Genomic DNA, 18,985 nt, shown 5'->3' with positions numbered 1-18,985 from the left:
CTGGAACAGGATCCCCGATGATATTCGCCAACAGGTCATTGATCTGGCCCTGGAAGAACCGGAACTCTCGCCTCGGGAGCTGGCTGTCCGGTTTACGGACACAAAGCAGTACTTCGTGTCTGAGGCCAGTGTTTACCGGTTGCTGAAAGCCCATGACCTCATCACCAGTCCGACCTTTATTGTGGTCAAGGCTGCTGACGAGTTCAAGAACAAGACCACAGCGCCCAATGAACTGTGGCAGACAGACTTCACCTATCTGAAGGTTATTGGCTGGGGTTGGTTTTACCTGTCAACAATCCTTGATGATTACAGCCGCTATGTCATCGCGTGGAAGCTGTGTACGACGATGTTGGCCAGTGATGTCACTGATACGTTGGAACTGGCCTTGCAGGCTTCAGGCTGTAATCAGGCCAGTGTCCGCCACCGGCCAAGACTATTGTCGGACAATGGGTCGAGTTACATCGCCGGTGAGCTGGCCGACTGGCTCGACGACAAGGGCATGGACCATGTGCGTGGAGCCCCATACCACCCCCAAACGCAGGGCAAAATCGAGAGATGGCATCAGACCTTGAAAAATCGGATCCTTCTGGAGAATTACTTCCTGCCCGGTGACCTCAAAGCCCAGATAGGCAAGTTCATCAGCCACTACAATCATCACCGATACCACGAGAGCTTGAAGAACCTGACGCCCGCTGACGTCTACTGCGGGCGCGGCGAACAAATCCTGCGCAAACGAGATAGGATCAAACAAAGCACCATCGCACAACGGCGCTTGCAACACCGCAAACAGGCCGCCTAATATCGACAAACAGATGAGCCAGATACTCCCTTAAACAACGCTCATAGCTGTCCAAAAATCCCTGACGACGGACAGAAGGGGAGATGGTAATGACGAAGCAGACGGGACAGCACTTCACACCTGTGTACAAGGAGCAAGCGATGGCCCGTTTGTCCTAGGACCGGGTTATATCTACCGGTCTTGCGGGGGGAGTAACAAGCGGTCAGCAGAAAAGCTGGCACCTTGAACTTCTGGCTTCGGGCTCTCGGGGGAAAGGTTAAACCTGAAGTTCGAACCAACGGGCAAATGTCAAACAAATCAATTTAACTTGGAAATGCCAATCTAGTTTCTGACGATATGCGCGCAAGCGCTTCTGTGGTTACTTTTAAGCCCGATGTTGCGCCAGTGTAGCAAGCATGTCTTGCAGGGCTGCTGTTTTGTCTTCTCCCAAAATTTTCCGGATAGACTGATCCAGCTCAATTGCTTTTTCGCGGACTTGCAACATCCGTTTTTGCCCGAGTGCAGTCAAATGAAGATGCACTTGCCGCTGGTCTTCCTGGGCGATCTGGCGATGAACGAGGCCGTCGGAGACCATGCGGTCTACCAGCTTGCTCAGGGCGGAAGGGTTCATCAGAACAATTGTGGCCAGGTAGCCCATGGTTAGCTTTTCATCCGCATCCAGCGCTTCAAGGACGCGCCAGGCTTCGATCTGAATGCCATGAGCTTTTGCCCGGTTTGCCAGAGACTGGTTTACCGACTTGTGGGCCGCTGAAAGTGAATAGGCGAGATAGGACTCGATCATCTACGTTCCAAATGAATGCTGGGCGCGGGAATAACTGGTTACACAGAAATTAGTTGACTAGGAATATAATTTCAATTCCGTTGTAGGGATGTCCAATGGTCGGGTGGAGGAGGCGCGTGTACCGGGACGCCACAGATCTGCTCGTCGTGACCGAATTATCCGACATCCACCGTGAAGGGATGGCGTGGGACACGAACATATTTCGCATCGGACTTTTGATCCCCATGTGCGGATCTGCTGGGATCTGGGCTCCCTCTTGCATTTCTTGTGCGCAGGTCGCTGTTGCCGAACTCAACCGAAAGGGCGGAATTGGCGGGCGACAGGTGCAGATGGTGATGATCGATGCGGCCATTGAAACGGGTGCCCTGGTTGAGGAAGTCGTCAATGAACTGATTGAAACCCGCGCAATCGATGCCATCGTGGGGATGCACATCAGCGCAGTCCGCCAACGCCTCAGCAAAGTCGTGCGCAAACGCATTCCCTATATCTACACCCCTCTCTATGAAGGGGGGGAAACGACACCGGGGATCTTTGCAATCGGGGATACGCCCGACAAACAACTCGCCCCGTCATTGGCCGCCCTTCAGGACATCTATCAGCTGAAGGGATGGGCTCTTGTTGGAAACGACTATGTCTGGCCCCGGTCGTTCAACTCATATGCGAAACACTTCCTGAAGGATCTTGGTGTGCCAATCCGGCATGAAGAATATATATCCTTTGGCCGTGCCGACATGAAGCAGCTGGTGGAGCGGGTGGCAGCATCAAAAGCCGATGCGGTACTTCTGTCGCTGGTGGGACAGGACGCCATTTCGTTCAACCGGGCCTTTGGTAAGGCGGGGCTGGATGAGCGCATGATCCGGCTTTCGTGTGCGATTGAAGAAAATGGCTTGCTCGCCTGCGGTCCTCGAAATGTGCAGCGGCTCTTTTCGGTTTCCTCCTATTTTGCAACGCTGGAAACCGAAGAAAATGCGGCTTTCAGAGAGGTGTATTATTCCATTCATGGCGAGCATGCGCCGGTGCTGAATACGCTGGGGCAGTCAACCTATGAAGGGGTTCACTTTCTTGCGGGCCTCATGCAGCACAAACACGAGAATTGGCGGGAATTGAGTTTTGAACGCTTGCGCGACCTGCCGCGAAAGACTGTACGCACAGCTGACGGCACTGAAGGGCTTGGTGGGCCAGTTTACCTTGCTCGGGCCGATAATTTGAAATTTGAGATTCTGAAAAAGCTATAAATACAGTGCTTTATCAAAAATAATGTCCTAGGAAAATAATTTACTTGAATTGGAAAATAAAACCTCCCAAGGTTTGAGCAGCTGGCAACAGCTGTAGTGAAGACCGCTAATACAGCTTGGGAGGGGTGTTTATGGCGTGGGTGTTGTCCCTGATCGTTCTGGTGATCGTAATCGCCATCGCCGTGTGGTTCCTGCAGCGGTTTTACGCAAAATCCACTCTCGATAGTGCGCTGGTCCGCACAGGTTTGGGCGGACGGAAAGTGGTGCTTGATGGAGCCTGCCTCGCTCTTCCCATTCTGCATCAGGTGCAAAGAGTTTCCATGGGCACGGTGCGCTTTGTCTCTGTTCGCAAAGGGCAGGACGCATTGATGACGCGCGACCAGTTGCGCGCAGATGTGGAAATGGAATTCGAGCTTCGGGTTGCTCCAACGGGCGAATCTGTTGCGTTGGCGGCGCAATCGCTGGGTCATCGAATTGCCCGAGGCGGTGAGGCGGTGCGGGAGACGCTGGCGGGAACGCTTGTGGATGCCATGCAAGTGGCCGCAGCCAATCGCTCGCTCACCGACATTCATCTTGAGCGAACTGAGTTTACCCGCGATGTCGCCGATGCCGTCGAAGCGCAAGCACGCAAGCTTGGATTGGAACTGATCAGCACGTCGCTCCTTTCCATCGACCAGAGCAGCCTTGCCCAGGTCAATGAAAACAATGCGTTCCATGCGCAGGGGATGCGCCGTTTAGCTGAGTTGGTTGCAGAAGAACGCAAGACGCGGGTTGCAATCGAAACCCAGACCGAGCTTGCTGTCCGGCAAAGCAAGCTTGCCCAAGTGCAGCGGCAGCTGGAGCTGGAGCGTGAGGAGCGCGAAGCCCGCATTGCTCAGCAGGAATATCTGGAAAAACTTGATGCCGACGCTCGATCACGATCAGAGCAGGCGGCTATTGCTGCGCGGCTGGCGAGCGATACTAGCCGGATCGAGGCAGAGCAGAAAGCTAAGGCTGCGCAGGTTGCAAATGATGAGGCTCTGCGTCGCACCGAGATGGCCGCAATCCTGTCTCTGGAAGAGTTGAAGATCGCCAATGACATGGCGCTGGCCCACAAGCGTGCGGAAGAAGCGACCGCAAGGGCGGAAGAAGAGGCCGCCCGCGCTCAGGTTCTGCTCGCGGCAGAAGAAGTGCAGCGTCAGAAGGATCTTGCTGTCAGCGAGCGCGAACGCGAAGTGGCTCATTTGCGTCAGAAGAAGGAAAATGAGCTGATGGAAGCGCAGGTTCGCACCGACGTGAACACAATGCTTGCCAAGGCTGAGGCGGAAGCTGCTGCTACGCGCACGAAGGCAGAAGCAGCTCGTATCCGCATGGAGGCGGAAGCGGCTGGGACCGTGGCGCTCAATTCTGCAGAAAATACCTTGAGCGAACCGGTTATCCGCATGCGTTTGGAAAAAACGCGACTGGAACGCCTGCCCGAGATCATGGGGCAGATGATGAAACCGGTCGAGAAGATCGACTCCATTCGCATCAATCACATTGGTGGCCTTGGTGGATCAGAGGCCGGCGGCGATGCCAGTTCGTCCGCGTTCGGCTCCGCGATGGAACAGATATTGGGTATGGCGGTGCGTTTGCCGGCCATGAAACAGCTTGGTGATCAGATCGGCGTGGAGTTCGACGCCAACTTGGCCGGACGCACGGCTGATTACGCCAACCGCGTGAAACCAAAAGACAAAGAGTAGGCGAACAAGCCTGCCTTAGCCTAACTTTTCGGGAGGACACATCATGATAGTCAATAGACGGCAACTCCTTGCCGGTACCTCAGCGCTGGCCGCGGCCGGACTTGTCAGACCTGCTTTTGCCGCCGGAGACACGATCAAGGTTGGTTCCATTTTAGACACGTCCGGCATTTTTGATGCCTACGGCAAGCCGATGGATATGGCCTTGCGCCTTGCCGTGAAGGAGATCAACGCGGCAGGCGGTTTGCTGGGCAAGCAGCTGGAAGTGATCGCCTATGACACCCAGTCGGACATGGCGCTCTACACCCAGTATGGGCAGCAACTGACCCGTCAGGACAAGGTTGATGTGGTGCATGGCGGCATTCTGTCCGCCTCGCGCGAAGCCATCCGTCAGACCATGAGGAAGACCAGGACGCCGTATTTTTACAATGTGCTCTATGAGGGAGGTGTCTGTGACCGGAACATCTTCATCAACGGTGTCACACCGGCACAACAGGTGGAAGCTCTGGTCCCCTACGCCATGGGCAAGTCAGGCAAAAAGGTTTACATCCTCGCAGCCGATTACAATTACGGCCAGATTACAGCCCGCTGGATCCAAAAAATCGTCACGGACAATGGCGGCGAAATCGTTGGCATGGACTTCTTTCCCCTTGATGTCGCCGATTTTGGTGCCACCATCGCCAAGGTTCAAACGGCTGCGCCAGATCTCGTCATCGCGCCGCTGGTCGGCGGTGCACATTTGTCCTTTTTCCGCCAATGGGCGGCAGCAGGCATGAAGGACAAGATCGCACTCGCGTCCACGACGCTCGGTGTGGGCAACGAACACAAGGTGCTGACGGCTGAAGAAGGCGACGGCATCATGGTTGCCTACAATTACAGCCAGGATCTTGAAACGCCAGCAAACGCCGACTTCAAGGGGCGTTGGGCAGAAGAGTATGGCGATGCCAACGCCATCCACGAGATTGCGGTCTCCAATTACCAGGGGGTTCACACCTGGGCCGAGGCTGTTCGCAAGGCAGGGACGACCGAACGGGGCGCGCTGATCGAGGCGATGGAATCCGGTATCGCCATTGATGGTCCATCCGGGCGCATTGCAGTTGATCCGAAGACCCATCATGCGGTGCTCGATGTTCACATCATGGAATTCGAGAACCAGAAGATGAAGGTCATTGAAACGCTGACACAACGCCAGCCGATCGACACACAGTCCGTCTGTGATCTCAGGGCCAACCCGGACGACAACACCCAGTACGAAATCCAGATCTGACACCAACAAAACGGCCCGGGGTCTTGTGCTCCGGGTCGCAACAGTCGGGATGTGTGGCATGGACCTTTTTGCGGTCATTCTGGTCGAAATTCTCTATTCGATTGCCTCCCTCATTCTCATCAGCGCCGGTCTGGCAGTGGTGTTTGGAATGATGAAGGTGATCAACCTCGCGCATGGCGAATTCATGATGCTGGGGGGGTATGCGACAATTGTCGCGGTCAATCAGGGCGTTAATGTCTTTATCGCCATGCTGGTGATCGCGCCCATTACCGTTGGCCTGATCGGGCTTGTCGTTGAGCGACTGGTCATCCGGCATCTTTACGGGCGCTTGGTCGACACAATGTTGGCCACCTGGGGCATCAGCCTGCTTTTCATCGGTCTTGCCACGATGATCTTCGGCAACACGACCACCGGAATTTCCACCCCGATCTCCGGTTTTTCGGTCGGCACCTATCAAATCAACGGATACAATTTCTTCATCATCCTGGTAGCGATGGTGCTCGTTCTCGGTCTTTACATTGTGCTCAAGCTGACACGTCTGGGGCTGATTGCCCGGGGTGCCATGCAGCGGGCCGACATGGCTGCGGCGCTGGGTTACAGTCCAAGCCGGATCTATATGGCAACTTTTTTCTGCGGTGCTGCTCTGTCCGGCCTCGCTGGCGCTGTACTTGCGCCGCTGGTCGGACTGGTTCCAACGTCTGGCGGGGCTTACATCGCCAAGGCTTTCATCACGGTCATTGCGGGCGGGCCGTCGCTTATCGCCGGTCTTGCGAGCAGTGCAGGTCTTTTCGGCGTCACCTCACAGGTCTTTGCCTTCTCGATTTCGCCTATGGCCGGTGAAATCGCCCTGCTTGTTGCTGCTGTCGTTCTCCTGCGCCTGATGCCTCAAGGCATTACGGGCCGGTTCTTCAAGGGGAAAGTCTGATGCAGAACCAGTTTGGCAGGGACGCGTTTGCCCTTCTCGTCACAGCTGGCGTTTTGGTCTGGATCGCCCCGCTTGTCATCAGCACCTACACGCTGACCGTCCTGATCGTCTACGGCATGCTCGCACTCAGCCTTGGTCTCATCTGGGGATATGGCGGTATCCTGTGCTTCGGGCAGGCGGCATTCTTTGGGCTAGGTGCGTACACCTATGCCATTGCAGCGATCAACATCGGTGAGAGCACCTTGCCCATGCTGTTGGCCATCATCGTTCCATTTATCTTCGCGATGATGCTTGGGGCGATGATGTTCTATGGACGGCTCGGAGATGTTTATGTGGGCGTGATCACGCTGGTGGTAACGCTTATCCTCTATCGGTTCATCAATTCCACCGCCGGGCCGCAATTTGTATTGGGCAAAGCGCGGCTTGGAGGCTTCAATGGCATTCCGGGGTTCCAGACCCTCAACGTGCCGGGTAATCCCGACAGCTATATCTGGGGGGATGGGCTCTACTACTTTGCGGCCGCAGCTCTGGTTGTTGTGCTGCTTCTGGTCTCGTGGCTGCTGGCTTCGCCCTTTGGACGCATTGCCGTGGGGATCCGCGAGAATGAAACCCGCATGTCGTTGATGGGGTATGACGTTGCCGCTCGCAAAACGCTGCTGTTTGCCCTTGGCGCGGCCATCGCCGGTCTTGCAGGTGCTCTGTTTGCGAACTGGGCGGAAATCGTGACGCCGAGCCTGTTTTCGCTTGGGCAGTCCGCTGAAATCATTATCTGGTGCATTGCCGGTGGGCTTGGAACGCGCTTCGGGCCGATCATCGGGGCGGCGGCGCTTGCCTACCTCAAGTTTCTGCTGGGCCAGCAAACCCTCGTCGACAACACGGTGATCATGGGGCTGATCCTGGTCCTGTTCGTGCTCTTCCTGCCAAAGGGAATCGTTCCCGCCGTTGTTTCGGGTTGGACCACGCTTTTCGGCAGACGGGGGGCAGGAAAAGCTACGGCACTGCGGCGAAACCGGGCGGGCAGGGGAGCTGTCAGTCATGGTTGAAACGGTTCTCGAAACCCATGGTCTCACAATGCGCTTCGGCGGCGTGGTTGCGGCCAACAATGTGGATTTTCGCCTGGGTCGCCGTGAACTGCGCTGCCTGATCGGGCCAAATGGCGCGGGCAAGTCGACATTCTTCAAATGTGTGACCGGGTTGCAAACACCCACCAGCGGCACTGTCTACATGCGCGGACAGGAAACGACCGACTGGCGACCCCATCAAGTTGCCTCGCTGGGGGTCGGTATCAAGACACAAGTTCCAAACGTCATGGACGGGCTCAGCGTTCATGAAAACATCTGGCTTGCGGCAAGACGTTTCCTGCCGAGCCGGGAGGCCAGCCAGCGTACCAGGGACATTATCGAACGGTTGGGTCTTGGAGACCTTTCTCGACGTGATCTCGGTCAACTGGCTCATGGCGAGCGCCAGCGGGTTGAACTGGGGATCGTCGCAGTCACCGATCCCTGGCTGGTGCTTCTGGACGAGCCCGCTGCTGGCATGAGCGCGGAGGATGTGGAGCGCATGACCGGCATCATCTATGAGCTGAACCGCACCGCCGCGATCATCATCGTGGAACACGACATGCAGTTCATCCGTTCCATCGCGTCCACCGTGACGGTCTTTCACCAGGGAAGCATCTTGATGGAAGACCACGTCGATCGGGTCATGGCTGATCCGACCGTTCGCAATGTCTATCTGGGGAAGAACGCATGAACCGCGTGGCAGCAACATCTCCGGCTCCAGCGTCCCGATCATCGGCATCCCAGGTGCTGGAAGTGCGTGGTCTCAGTGCGGGTTACGGCAAGGTGCCGATCTTGCATGGTATCAATATCGAAGTGTTGGAACACGAAGTCGTCGGCATTCTCGGGCACAACGGCATGGGCAAGACAACCTTGCTCAAGACACTCATGGGGTTCATTGCGCCGACCTCTGGAACCGTCCGTTTCCATGAACAGGATATCACCTATTCCACACCGTATGAGCGGGCACGGCGCGGGGTTGGCTATGTGCCGCAAGGGCGGGGTATCTTCCCGCAGCTGAGTGTGCGCGAGAACCTGACATTTGCCTGGCAGGAGTATGCGGGCGGACCTGTTGATGACACTGTCGATGCCGTGCTGGCAGATTTTCCGCGCCTGACCCGCCTTTTGGATCGGGACGGTGGGGCTCTTTCCGGGGGGGAGCAACAGCTTCTGGCTTTGGCCCGATGCCTGATGGGCGATCCCGAATTCCTGCTTCTGGACGAACCTACAGAAGGCATCCAGCCCTCGATCATAGAGGAAATGTCGGAGACCTTGCACGACATCCGAAAACGTCGTGGCCTGTCCATTCTCCTTGTCGAGCAGAACTTCGACATGATTGCGGACCTTTCCGATCGGGTCCTCATTCTGGAGCGGGGGCAAATCACCGGTTCGCTCACCCGCGCTGAGCTTTCCGACAAGTCCAAGGTCGACAGCTTCCTCGGCTTCGGTGCAGCACGGGCAACGCGCGCCGGGCCGAACCGGATATCGCCAGCAGTTTCTTTGCCTAGGGCCGAGGTGCAAGGCGGCGCTTTGGATTCTGTAGGCAGCGCGGCCCAATCCCCCCCCACTTTCCTTCAAGAACAGTCTTCAACTTCAGCGGTGACCAGCATGACCATCAGACGTCCAACTTTGGCGCAGATGCGCGACATGGCCAACCGGTTTGGCATGTCGCTATCGGATGAGGATCTCACCGAGTTCAGCCATTTGATGGAACCCTATATGCAGGCCTATGACCGCCTGGACGCCATGCCGGACAACTTGCCCGAAGTTCGCTATCCAAGATCGCCGGGATACTTTCCGGATATCTCCGAAAACCCGCTGAATGCCTGGTATGTGAAGACCGAAGTGCGCGGTGCGGCAGATGGGCCTTTGCGGGGCAAACGGATCGTCCTCAAGGATACGGTCTGTCTTGCGGGTGTTCCCATGATGAACGGGTCGTCGATCATGGAGGGTTACACACCCGAGATCGATGCAACCATTGTCACCCGCATGCTGGATGCCGGTGCAACCATCGTTGGCAAGGCGCATTGCGAAAACTTCTGCCTCTCCGGCGGCTCGCATACCGGCGCAAAGGGGCCGATCCACAATCCGTGGAAGCGTGGTTACATGGCTGGTGGGTCTTCGGGCGGCTCGGCCGCGCTGGTTGCAGCTGGCGAAGTCGATATGGCGATCGCCGGTGATCAGGGCGGGTCAATCCGTATTCCCTCGTCCAATTGCGGTGCCTATGGCATGAAGCCAACACATGGGCTGGTGCCGTATACCGGCGTCATGCCCATCGAGCAGACAATTGATCATGTTGGCCCTGTCACCAACAATGTTGCCGACAATGCGCTGCTTTTGGAGGTTCTGGCGGGAGAGGACGGGCTGGACCCACGCCAATACAGCCCAAAGACATACCGCTACACCGAAGCGCTCGGGCGCGGGGCGCATGGCCTTAGGATTGGGCTGTTAAAGGAGGGATTTGATCGGCCTGAAAGCGAACCCGATGTCGATCAAAAGGTGAGAGCTGCAGCGGATCGGTTCCGTGAGCTCGGTGCTCGGGTTGAAGAGATTTCAGTCCCCGAACATCATTTGGCCATGGACGCCTGGACTGCCATCACGCTGGAAGGCTTGGTGGACGGGATGATGCACGGGAACTCGTCCGGCACGAATTACAGGGGCTTGTTCCTGCCGTCGATGGTCGATCACATGGCGCAGTGGCGCAGGCGGGCAGATGAGCTGAGCCATTCATTAAAAGTCTGCATGTTCACAGGCGAGTATTTCCAAACGCAGTATCGCGGCCGCTTTTACGGCAAGGGACAGAACCTGATGCGCAAGGCCAATGAACGGTATCTGGCTGCCCTCAAGCAGTATGACCTATTGCTGCTGCCCACCCTGCCGATGAAAGCACAGGAAATTCCACCTGCCGACTGCTCGATCAGTGTCTTTGTTCAAAAGGCGTTTGAGATGGTTGGTAACACGGCGCCCTTCAACGGTGGCCTGCCAGCGATGAGCCTCCCTTGTGGATTGAGCGAAGGATTGCCCATTGGTCTGATGCTGGTCGGACCCAATTACGGTGAGTTGAAAATATACCAGGCCGCGCATGCCTTTGAACAAAGCGGTGACTGGCGCGCCATGTAGGGAGGGTTTGGAGATGTCGATCCTGAATGAGAGCCTGTCGGGAAGAATTTCGGCGATTGGCGGTACGGAACGCCAGACAGATGAAAACGCCGGTGCGCCGTTCGACGGGCAATCCTACGTTCGTGGAAGCACTCGTGAGCAGCTTGCCTATGTCACCATTCCCCAAATGCTGCGCGACACCGTTTCGCGCTTCGGCCCGCGTGATGCGGTGGTGTTCTCTGAACAGGATGTTCGCCTCAGCTATTATGATTTCGACCGTCAGGTTGATGAGTTGGCTGCTGGTTTGCTGGCGCTTGGGCTCGAAAAAGGCGACCGGCTCGGGATCTGGTCGCCCAACCGCTATGAGTGGGTGCTGACCCAGTTTGCGACTGCGCGGATCGGCATCATCTTGGTCAACATCAATCCGGCTTACCGCCTCTCTGAACTCGAATACGCGCTCAACAAGGTGAGCTGCAAGGCGCTTATTCTCGCGCCGTCCTTCAAGTCATCCGACTATGTGGGCATGATCCGGGCGTTGGCGCCTGAGCTGGAAACGGCAAAGCCGGGAAGGCTGAACGCGGTCAAACTTCCGTATCTCAAGATCGTCGCGGTCATGGGCGCGCCGGCGGTTCAGGGCATGTATGCCTTTGATGAACTGCGCCGCCTTGGAGGGCCTGCCCAACTGTTGCGTCTTTCGGCCATCGACAAGACGCTTTCGCCGGATGATGCGATCAACATCCAGTTCACTTCCGGCACGACCGGCAAGCCCAAGGGAGCGACGCTCTCGCATTACAACATTGTCAATAACGCTCGGTTTGTGACGGATCGTATTGATTTTACGGAAAACGACCGGTTGGCGATTCCGGTGCCGCTTTACCACTGTTTCGGCATGGTGATGGGCGTGCTTGGCTGTGTCAGCAAGGGCGCTGCAATGATCTTTCCCGGTGAGGCATTTGATCCGGTTCGCACGCTGGATGTCCTGGACAAGGAGCGCTGTACGGCGGTGTATGGCGTACCGACCATGTTTGTTGCCATGCTGCAGGATATGGAAAACAAGCCGCGCAATCTGTCCGCCCTTCGCACAGGCATCATGGCAGGGGCGCCATGCCCGGTCGAGGTTATGCGAAAAGTTCAGTCGCAGATGAACATGCACGAAGTGACGATCTGCTATGGCATGACGGAAACGTCCCCCGTTTCCTTCCAGAGCTTTACCCACGATCCGCTCGACAAGCGCTGTGAAACGGTTGGCCGCATCCATCCGCATCTTGAGGTTAAGATCGTTGATGCGGAGGGGCAGATTGTTCCCGTGGGCTCGTCGGGGGAACTGTGCACCCGTGGCTATTCAGTGATGAAGGGCTATTGGGAAGATCAGGACAAAACGGCTGAAAGCATTCACGACGGCTGGATGAAGACCGGCGATTTGGCGCACTTCGACGATGAGGGGTTTTGTTCCATCGTCGGGCGCGTGAAGGACATGATCATCCGGGGTGGTGAAAATATCTATCCACGTGAGATCGAAGAGTTTCTGATCACCCATCCCAAGATTGCGGAGGTTCAGGTCTTTGGGGTTCCGGACGAACGGTACGGCGAGGAAGTGTGCGCCTGGATCACGCTGCCGCCGGGTGTCGAGCTCGGAGAGGAGGACGTCAGGGATTTTTGCAAGGGACAGATCGCCCACTACAAGGTTCCGCGTTATGTCCGTGTGGTGAGCGAATTCCCAATGACAGTAACCGGCAAGGCGCAGAAGTTTGTCATGCGCAAGACGATGGAAGATGAGTTGGCAACTTCATGACAGTCAAAATGTTGAACGGCGCCGGGTTTGCCGGAGGCTCCAACACCTGAGTAGGATGGAGCACGATGAGCAAAACGACGAACAAGTTTTCCCCTGAAGTCCGAGAACGAGCGGTTCGCCTTGTGCTGGATAATGAAGGCCAGCACAGGTCTCGCTGGCAGGCGATTGTATCGATAGCAGCGAAGATCGGCTGCTCGGCGCACACGTTGAACGAATGGGTCAAGAGGTCCGAGGTTGATAGCGGCGCCCGGGCTGGCATTCCGACGGAGATGGCCGAGAAGATGAAGGCCCTGGAGCGGGAGAACCGTGAGCTTCGTCAGGCCAACGAGATCCTGCGCAAGGCGTCTGCTTATTTCGCGATGGCGGAGCTCGACCGCCCACTGAAGCGATGATTTCCTTCATCGAGGAACATCGAGGTGCGTTTGGGGTCGAGCCGATTTGCAGACTGCTGCCGATTGCCCCATCGACCTATTATGAGAACATCGCCAAGCGTGAGGACGTGGACCGGCTTTCAGTCCGCGCGCGCCGCGATATCGCCTTGAAGATCGAGATACGCCGTGTGTTTGAAGAGAATTTCCGGGTCTATGGCGTGCGCAAGGTCTGGCGGCAATTGCAGCGGGAAGGCTTCGATGTCGCCCGTTGTACCGTTGCCCGGCTCATGAGGTCCATGGGGCTTCAGGGGATCATCCGGGGCAAACCGGTCAAAACGACGTTTCCGGACAAGTCTGCGCCCAGTCCGCTCGACCGTGTGAACCGACAGTTCAAGGCTCCGGCACCGAACAGGCTCTGGGTTTCGGCTTTCACATACGTGGCCACCTGGCAGGGCTTCGTCTATGGGCGGATTCAAACGGTCGTTGTAACGGTTCCAAATTGGAGGTTGTGATGACAGATCGCAAACGCGCCTCGGCGCGCAGCACACGAAGCAAGTTATCTTCGCCAGGGCGGCCGCGGGCGGCGTTACGCGTGCAGCAGGTGAGATTTTGGCAACTGATCAAGCAAGGTATTTCCAGCGAAGAGGCTGGCGTGCAAGCTGGTGCGTCTGCCCCAGTTGGCAGTCGTTGGTTTCGAGAGGCTCGGGGGTATGCCACCGTCAAAGTTTGCCAATTCATCTAGGCCGCTTTCCGGTCGATACCTTTGTTTCTCTGAGCGCGAAGAGATTGCGTTGTACAGAGCACAAGGCCTTGGTGTCAGTGCCATTGCCCGGAAGATTGGGCGCTCCGCCTCGACCATTTCTCGGGAACTTCGTCGGAATGCAGCGACACGTTCTGGAGGGTTTGAGTATCGCGCAACCACCGCTCAATGGCACGCGGATCGCGCCGCGCGCCGACCGAAGATAACAAAACTGGCGCAGAAGGACGCCTTGCGGCAATATGTTGAAGATCGGCTTTCGGGTCAGGTGTCTGACCTAAATGGGAACATCATAGCGGGACCTGATGTGCCATGGACAAAAAGACGATCTGTCCGTCGACAACATCGCAGATGGGCAACGGCCTGGAGCCCAGAACAAATCGCCCGCCGTCTGCCACTAGATTATCCGGATGACCCGATGATGCGTATCAGCCATGAGGCCATTTACCAGTCTCTGTTTATTCAGGGACGTGGTGCGTTGCGGAGGGAGTTGGTTGCCTGCCTGCGATCTGGCCGGGCGTTGCGTGTCCCACGCGCGCGGCGAAAGAGTAAAGGTAAAGCGTTTGTGTCTGATCAGATCATGATCAGCGAACGTCCCGCTGAAGCAGATGATCGTGCTGTCCCGGGTCATTGGGAAGGTGACCTGATCCTCGGCCTGAATAGCTCGGCGATCGGCACCCTGGTAGAACGCTCAACGCGCTTCACCCTTTTACTGCATCTTCCACCGATGCCGGGCCATGGTACCGGGCCACGGAAAAAGAACGGCCCTGCGCTTGCTGGTCATGGAGCTGAAGCTGTTCGAGATGCCATCACCAAATCTATTCAATCTCTTCCTAAGCATCTGCGCAGATCGCTAACGTGGGACCAAGGTGCGGAGATGGCTCAGCATGAGAAGTTGAAGGAGCACACCGGCATCCAGGTCTTCTTCTGCGACCCACAAAGTCCCTGGCAACGCGGCAGCAACGAGAACACCAACGGATTATTGCGCCAGTACTTTCCAAAAGGCACAGATCTCAGCACCCATGACGAAAGCACTCTCGATGCTGTCGCATACACTTTGAACAATCGACCCCGAAAAACGCTCGGATGGGAAACGCCCGCAGAAGCGTTGGAAGCGGTCCTAACATGAGATATCAATTAACCGTTGCAACGACCGTTTGAATCCGCCGTCGAGTTGCATGAGAAGGCGGGCAAGATGATAGCCGCCCAAATCCTGCGCAATCTAATCGCGGCAGTGCCCTACACGATCCATACGGATCTCACGGAAAACGGGATCCAGTTCACCAATCGCAAGCAAGATCAGTTCGCATTCGAGCATATTTTCAGCCGTGTCTGCCGAGAGAATGGCATCGATCAGCGCCTGACCAAGGTGAACCACCCCTGGACCAAAGGGCAGGTCGAGCGGATGAACCGGACGATCAAAGAGGCGACGGTCAAACGGTATCATTACGACACCCATTCCCAACTTGAAACTCACCTCACCGATTTCATCGCAGCCTACAACTACGCACACCGGTTTTGGCCAAGCCTTGCGACACGGATTAGATCTAGTGCCTTGGAGAATGACATTGGCGCCGTTTCAGTATTTGACACCCATCTAACTTATTGAAGATTATGCCTATTATTTAGTTGATTCGCATTCCGGTTGCAGTTTCTGTCGGTATCTACATGAAGTTCAATGGGTCAAATATCCTGCTTTCCGCAACGGATCTCATACGTTTCACGGGCTGCCGTCATGCCACGGCTCTGGATCTTGCGTACGGGCGGGGGGGCGACCTTCATCCTTGTGCCGACAGCGAGGATGCCGAGTTGCTGCAGAAACATGGCGATGCTCATGAGGCGGCCCATCTTCAGAAGCTGAAGGCCCGGTACGATGATGTCATCGAAATCGATCGTGGCGACCTGAACGCGAAGGCCGAAGAGACGCGGCTGGCCCTGCAGACCGGTGCCAGCGTTATTTTTCAAGGCGCCTTCCACGGATATTCGGATCGGTCGGGCATTTCCTGGGGCGGCTGGTCCGACTTTCTGGAGCGAGTGGGAACACCTTCCGACTTGGGAGCTTTCAGCTACGAGGTTAGCGACACCAAGCTCAAGCGCCGGGCACACCCTAAGCATGTGTTGCAGCTTGTCCTCTATTCGGATCTCCTGACCGATCTTCAGGGCCGGGCACCCGACTTCGCCCATGTGGAGCTCGGCGATGGCAGCCGCGCCACCCTGCGCCTGGCCGACTACCGCTACTATGCCCGCCACGCCCGCAAGCGGCTGGAAGCGTTTGTACAGGTGCCGTCCGCCACGCGGCCGATCCCTTGCAGCGATTGCGGCCTCTGCCGCTGGCGCGAGCAGTGTGCGGCAACCTGGAAGGACGAGGACAGCTTGTTCCAGGTTGCCAACATCATGAAGACCCAAGTCAAGAAACTGGAACGCGCGGACATCCGCACGCTTGAGCAATTGTCTGAGGCAACCGGCCGGGTGCGCGGCATCGGAGAGGGGACGCTGGACCGGCTGAAGGGTCAGGCGCGACTGCAGCAGGCGCGCAAGAACGGGGAGCCTGCCTACGAGCTGCGTCCTCGACAGTTGGGAAAGGGCTTTGCGCTCCTGCCGCAGCCCCAGCCGGGAGATCTCTTCTATGACATTGAAGGCGATCCGCATGTCGACGGCGGGCTGGAATATTTGCACGGCCTCTGGTTTGACGGCACCTTCGAGGCCTTCTGGGCCCACGATCACAAGGCCGAAGCTGAAGCCTTGCGCGACCTGCTGGAGTTCTTCCGCAAGCGGCTGGAGCAGTATCCGCAGGCCCGCATCTATCACTATGCCCCTTACGAGGTGACGGCGCTGCGCCGGCTTACAACCAAATACGGCATCGGCGAAGCCTTCCTGGACCGCCTGCAGCGAGAAAGCCGTTTTGTCGATCTCTATGCAGTGGTGCGCGGGGGTATCCAGATTTCCGAGCCGAACTATTCGATCAAGTCGCTGGAGGTCTTCTACGGCATCGAGCGGGCCGGCGAGGTAAAGACCGCCGGTGGCTCCGTGGTCGCCTACGAGGCCTGGCGCGACAGCGCCGACCAGCAGATCCTTGATGAGATCGAGGACTACAACCGTATCGACTGTGTCTCCACGGAAAAGCTGCGCGACTGGCTGGTCGGCATCCGTCCAGACGAGGATTGGCCAGTTCTGGAGGTGAATGCCGCCCCGAAACAGGTTGAGGAAGACGAGAAGGTGGCAGCCTTGCGCGCCGACCTCGAAGCCTCGGATCTGTCACCCGAGCGTCAGGGGCTTCTGTTCAATCTCGGGCTCTTCCATACCCGCGAGCAGAAGCCTGCGCAATGGGCGGTGTTCGACAGCACCAGTCGTGAGGAGGACGAACTGATCGACGACCTCAACACCTTGGGCGGCCTGCGGGCCTGGGGCGGGGTGATGCCGGTCAAGCGCTCCTTCGCCCGCACCTATCAATATCCGGAGCAGGACACCAAGCTGCACAAGGGCGATCAGGCAACCGTATCGGTGGTCGAAGGCGCTCCGCCACGGGTCACGATCGAGGATATGGATCCTGAGCGGCGGCTGGTCACCGTCAAGGTCGGGCCAAAGCTGGCGCATCTGCTGGAAGAGACCCTGTCGCTGCATCCGGACTGGCCGCTGGAAACCGATGTGATTGCCTCGGCCCTCCGCAATGTCATTGCTGATCAATGTCATGACAAGGCCTATCGTGCGGTCGAGGATCTGCTCTCCCGCTCCAACCCCCGCCTGAAGGGCTGGACGGGTGGCATCTTCAAGGGCGAGGACACGGTTGCCGGAGCCGTGGCAGCAGTCACCCGCATGGACGAGACCGTCCTGCCCATCCAGGGGCCGCCGGGTGCCGGCAAGACTCACGTCAGCGCCCGCGCCATCCTGACTCTTGTTCAGGCAGGCTACCGGGTCGGCGTTGCCTCCAACAGCCATGAGGCCATCCGCAACGTGCTGCTCGGCTGCGAAAAGGCCGTGGGAGAATTCGGTTTCAAGCGCGCGCCCGAAATTATGCACAAGGTCGGCAGGGGAAGCCACGGCTATCCAGATGACAGTGCGATCTGGGCTGTGACCGACAATGAGGAGGCTGAAAGCGGCGGATCCATCGTCGGCGGCACGGCCTTCTTCTTTGCCCGGCAGAACAACATCCAGGCCTTTGACTGGCTGTTTGTCGATGAAGCCGGTCAGGTCAGCCTCGCCAACATGCTGGCCATGGGCCGGGCGGCCCGCAACATCGTGCTGGTCGGCGATCCTTGTCAGTTGCCCCAAGTCATTCAGGGCTCGCACCCAGAGCCGGCTAATCTCTCCTGCCTCGAATACATGCTCGGCGATCATCAGACAGTCCCGCCGGAACTCGGCATCTTCCTGACCGTCAGTCGACGCATGCATCCGGACGTCTGTTCCTTCATTTCCGAGCAGGTCTATGAGGATCGCCTGGCGAGCCACCACGACACCGCCCTGCAGGGTGTGGTTGCAGCCGGCTTGCCCGAGGCCGGGGCATGGTGGGTGCCGGTCGAGCACGAGGGCAATGCCCAAGTGTCCCGTGAAGAGGTGGCGAAGATCGAGCAGATTATCTCAGAGCTGGTGGAGGGCTCCTGGACGGGCAAGGACGGTCGCACGCGGCCGCTGACCCACGAGGACATAATCATCGTAGCCCCTTTCAGCGCTCAGGTGAATGCCCTGCGCGACAGCCTTCCCAAAGGCGTCCGGGTAGGTACCGTCGACAAGTTCCAGGGCCAGGAAGCCCCGGTCTGCATCGTGTCCATGACGGCATCCGCCGCCGAGGACGCACCGCGCGGCATGGATTTCCTCTATTCGCTCAACCGCATCAACGTCGCCGTTTCCCGCGCCAAGGGCCTGGCGTTGGTGGTGGGCAGTGATCGGCTGCGCGAGGCCAAATGCGAGACGATTGAACAGATGAAACAGGTGAACACGCTTTGTACGTTGAAGGAATGGGTTGGGGAATGAGCGATTTGAAAAACAAGGTGGACCAAAGCCTTTTCTATCTGCAGGCGGAAAAGGCCGAGGCGCGCGGATATCCCTGCGGTGAAGCAAACCGGCGCTTTTGCGTACTGGCCGGATCAACGGCGATGCGAAATGGCTCTCCAAATGAAAAGCGGGACGCAGACTGTTGATTTTCACTGAGAACTGACCCGGTGGCCCCATAAATTGTCACTGAGAAC

Annotated in this window: 12 protein-coding genes, 3 pseudogenes and 1 other annotated feature; of the genes and pseudogenes, 14 read left to right on the top strand and 1 reads right to left on the bottom strand. The window is 57.4% G+C overall.

What is annotated here, in order from left to right:
• Window positions 1-799 (top strand): IS3 family transposase (locus F0155_RS21780; RefSeq protein ID WP_150526680.1); only part of this gene is annotated, 799 nt, incomplete at its 5' end.
• A gap of 364 nt (window positions 800-1,163) precedes the next feature.
• Here the strand turns inward: F0155_RS21780 and F0155_RS21775 are convergent.
• Entirely contained in the window at window positions 1,164-1,580 is a 417-nt protein-coding gene (locus tag F0155_RS21775) for a MarR family winged helix-turn-helix transcriptional regulator (protein WP_150526679.1), read from the bottom strand.
• A 116-nt stretch (window positions 1,581-1,696) separates the two neighbouring features.
• On the opposite strand from F0155_RS21775, the gene F0155_RS21770 reads away from it, so the two are divergent.
• From F0155_RS21770 to F0155_RS23505, 13 genes and pseudogenes are all read left to right on the top strand, one after another.
• Window positions 1,697-2,815: a substrate-binding domain-containing protein gene (locus F0155_RS21770; protein ID WP_208999411.1), complete on the top strand. Its 1,119-nt coding sequence runs from the start codon at window positions 1,697-1,699 to the stop codon at window positions 2,813-2,815.
• A gap of 131 nt (window positions 2,816-2,946) precedes the next feature.
• Complete coding sequence (locus F0155_RS21765; RefSeq protein ID WP_150526678.1) at window positions 2,947-4,536, top strand: flotillin domain-containing protein; 1,590 nt, start codon at window positions 2,947-2,949, stop codon at window positions 4,534-4,536.
• Window positions 4,537-4,579: 43 nt separating this feature from the next.
• Window positions 4,580-5,800, top strand: a complete 1,221-nt coding sequence (locus F0155_RS21760) for an urea ABC transporter substrate-binding protein (protein ID WP_150526677.1) — start codon at window positions 4,580-4,582, stop codon at window positions 5,798-5,800.
• Between the two features lie 58 nt (window positions 5,801-5,858).
• Window positions 5,859-6,725 carry a branched-chain amino acid ABC transporter permease gene (locus F0155_RS21755; protein WP_150526676.1) on the top strand — a complete coding sequence of 289 codons (867 nt, stop codon included), beginning with the start codon at window positions 5,859-5,861 and terminating at the stop codon, window positions 6,723-6,725.
• Entirely contained in the window at window positions 6,725-7,768 is a 1,044-nt protein-coding gene (locus F0155_RS21750; protein ID WP_150526675.1) for a branched-chain amino acid ABC transporter permease, read from the top strand. Before F0155_RS21755 ends, F0155_RS21750 begins: the two co-directional genes overlap by 1 nt.
• Window positions 7,761-8,477, top strand: a complete 717-nt coding sequence (locus tag F0155_RS21745; RefSeq protein ID WP_150526674.1) for an ABC transporter ATP-binding protein — start codon at window positions 7,761-7,763, stop codon at window positions 8,475-8,477. Before F0155_RS21750 ends, F0155_RS21745 begins: the two co-directional genes overlap by 8 nt.
• Window positions 8,474-10,903: an amidase gene (locus F0155_RS23975; RefSeq protein WP_150526673.1), complete on the top strand. Its 2,430-nt coding sequence runs from the start codon at window positions 8,474-8,476 to the stop codon at window positions 10,901-10,903. Before F0155_RS21745 ends, F0155_RS23975 begins: the two co-directional genes overlap by 4 nt.
• Before the next feature lie 13 nt (window positions 10,904-10,916).
• Window positions 10,917-12,674 carry an AMP-binding protein gene (locus tag F0155_RS21735; protein WP_150526672.1) on the top strand — a complete coding sequence of 586 codons (1,758 nt, stop codon included), beginning with the start codon at window positions 10,917-10,919 and terminating at the stop codon, window positions 12,672-12,674.
• Window positions 12,675-12,739: 65 nt separating this feature from the next.
• Window positions 12,740-13,509 (top strand): annotated as a pseudogene (locus F0155_RS21730) (IS3 family transposase); the annotation flags it as partial.
• Window positions 13,021-13,137 (top strand) — a sequence feature (AL1L pseudoknot). Its footprint overlaps the pseudogene before it by 117 nt.
• 47 nt (window positions 13,510-13,556) lie before the next feature.
• Window positions 13,557-14,931: pseudogene (locus F0155_RS21725) on the top strand (IS30 family transposase).
• 42 nt (window positions 14,932-14,973) lie between these two features.
• Window positions 14,974-15,318: pseudogene (locus F0155_RS21720) on the top strand (integrase core domain-containing protein); the annotation flags it as partial.
• 152 nt (window positions 15,319-15,470) lie between these two features.
• Entirely contained in the window at window positions 15,471-18,770 is a 3,300-nt protein-coding gene (locus F0155_RS21715) for a TM0106 family RecB-like putative nuclease (RefSeq protein WP_150526670.1), read from the top strand.
• The gene (locus F0155_RS23505; RefSeq protein ID WP_161599876.1) at window positions 18,767-18,937 is read left to right on the top strand and encodes a hypothetical protein; all 171 of its coding nucleotides are present in this window, start codon (window positions 18,767-18,769) and stop codon (window positions 18,935-18,937) included. Before F0155_RS21715 ends, F0155_RS23505 begins: the two co-directional genes overlap by 4 nt.
• The last annotated feature ends 48 nt before the right edge of the window (window positions 18,938-18,985 follow it).

It is taken from the genome of Roseibium sediminis (genome assembly GCF_008711325.1).
Taxonomy (GTDB): domain Bacteria; phylum Pseudomonadota; class Alphaproteobacteria; order Rhizobiales; family Stappiaceae; genus Roseibium; species Roseibium sediminis.
The sequence above is the reverse complement of the archived record's forward strand: the minus strand, read 5'-3'. Positions and strand labels throughout refer to the sequence as shown.